Origin of the sequence: Arenibacter algicola (assembly GCF_018860365.1) — a bacterium.
In the GTDB taxonomy this organism is placed as follows: Bacteria; Bacteroidota; Bacteroidia; order Flavobacteriales; family Flavobacteriaceae; genus Arenibacter; species Arenibacter algicola_B.
Genome location: NZ_JAHKPO010000030.1, coordinates 1 through 1,198, shown reverse-complemented (window position 1 = coordinate 1,198; position 1,198 = coordinate 1). Strand labels below are relative to the sequence as shown.

The following is a 1,198-nucleotide window of genomic DNA, read 5'->3' as shown; positions in this document are numbered from 1 at the left end:
GTACTTGTTGCGGTAAAGGTGTAAGATGTGCCGTTGGAGGTACATTGGTCGTCGGCATAGGCCGGAAGGCTTACCGTCGGCATAGGATCTTCGGCTATAACCACATCGATCTTATAGGTACAGTCCATGGCATCCTTCACCCAAACGTCCCAATTGAGGTTGGTGGCAGGATCAAGGACATCACTGGCACTAGCGGAATAATCACCTGGGTTCACAACCGCACCGTCCTGTACAAAGGCATAGGTATACCCACCGTTCCCGCCAGTGGCTTGTACGGTCACCTGTGCGCCGATGTTACAGTTGGCATTGATATTGTTCGTTTCTACCAGATTCAGAATTGCGTTCGGAGAACCTATGGTAATCGTATTGGTGGTATCATCGCAGAAGGGGGTATCCGTAGCGGTAATTACCACATAGAAGTTCCCTGCAGGTAATCCTGATATACTGAGCACACCTGGTGCCACGCCGGTATTTGTAATGGTGGTTGTAGTACCATTGCTATTGAATACCTCATAGGAGTAGTTTCCGGTATAGTTGGTTACTTCTATTTCCATAACCCCATCGGAGTCCCCATAACAGGTAACCGGGGTAACGGCCGTGGCCACTACCTCTACAATGTCGTAAGGTGCCACATTATAAGGAGCTGTGGTGAAATAACAACCGGTCACATTATCGGTCACCCTAAAGGTATAGTCCCCTGGGGCGGTCAAGGTAAAGTCGGCCGTATAGGTAGCTGCACCAGGTGCTTGTACGATAGCACTTCCCGTTGGCAAAAGTTCGAAGCTAAAATCGCCCGAACCTCCTGTCACGGTCACCCTGGCCACCTCATCATTGTTACAGGTAATTTCTGTAATCTGAGCAACGGATACATCCGTAATGGTGGGTAATGGGTTTATAGTCTGGGTTGGAATTGTAAAAGTACAGCCATTGCTATCCTTTACAATAATATCATAATTGCCAGCTGTTGTAACCGTATAGGTAAATACATTTCCACCTGTAGGTATAAAGGCACCACCATTAACACTATAGGTATAGGAAGGTGTTCCAGTACCAGCAGTAATAGTAACTTCAATAGAAGCGGATTGGACGCCATTGTTCATATTACAGGCGAAATCGGTTACATCGGTGATCGCGGCATCTAAAGCATTAGGTTCATCAATGGTTACGGTTTGCAAGGTAAAGCATCCCCTGTCCGAGG

1 protein-coding gene is annotated in these 1,198 nt (G+C 47.4%); it reads right to left on the bottom strand.

Features of this window, described 5'->3' with window-relative positions; translation table 11 throughout:
• Positions 1-1,198: hypothetical protein (locus KO529_RS22665; protein ID WP_215950140.1), on the bottom strand; the 1,198-nt coding region annotated here is incomplete at both ends.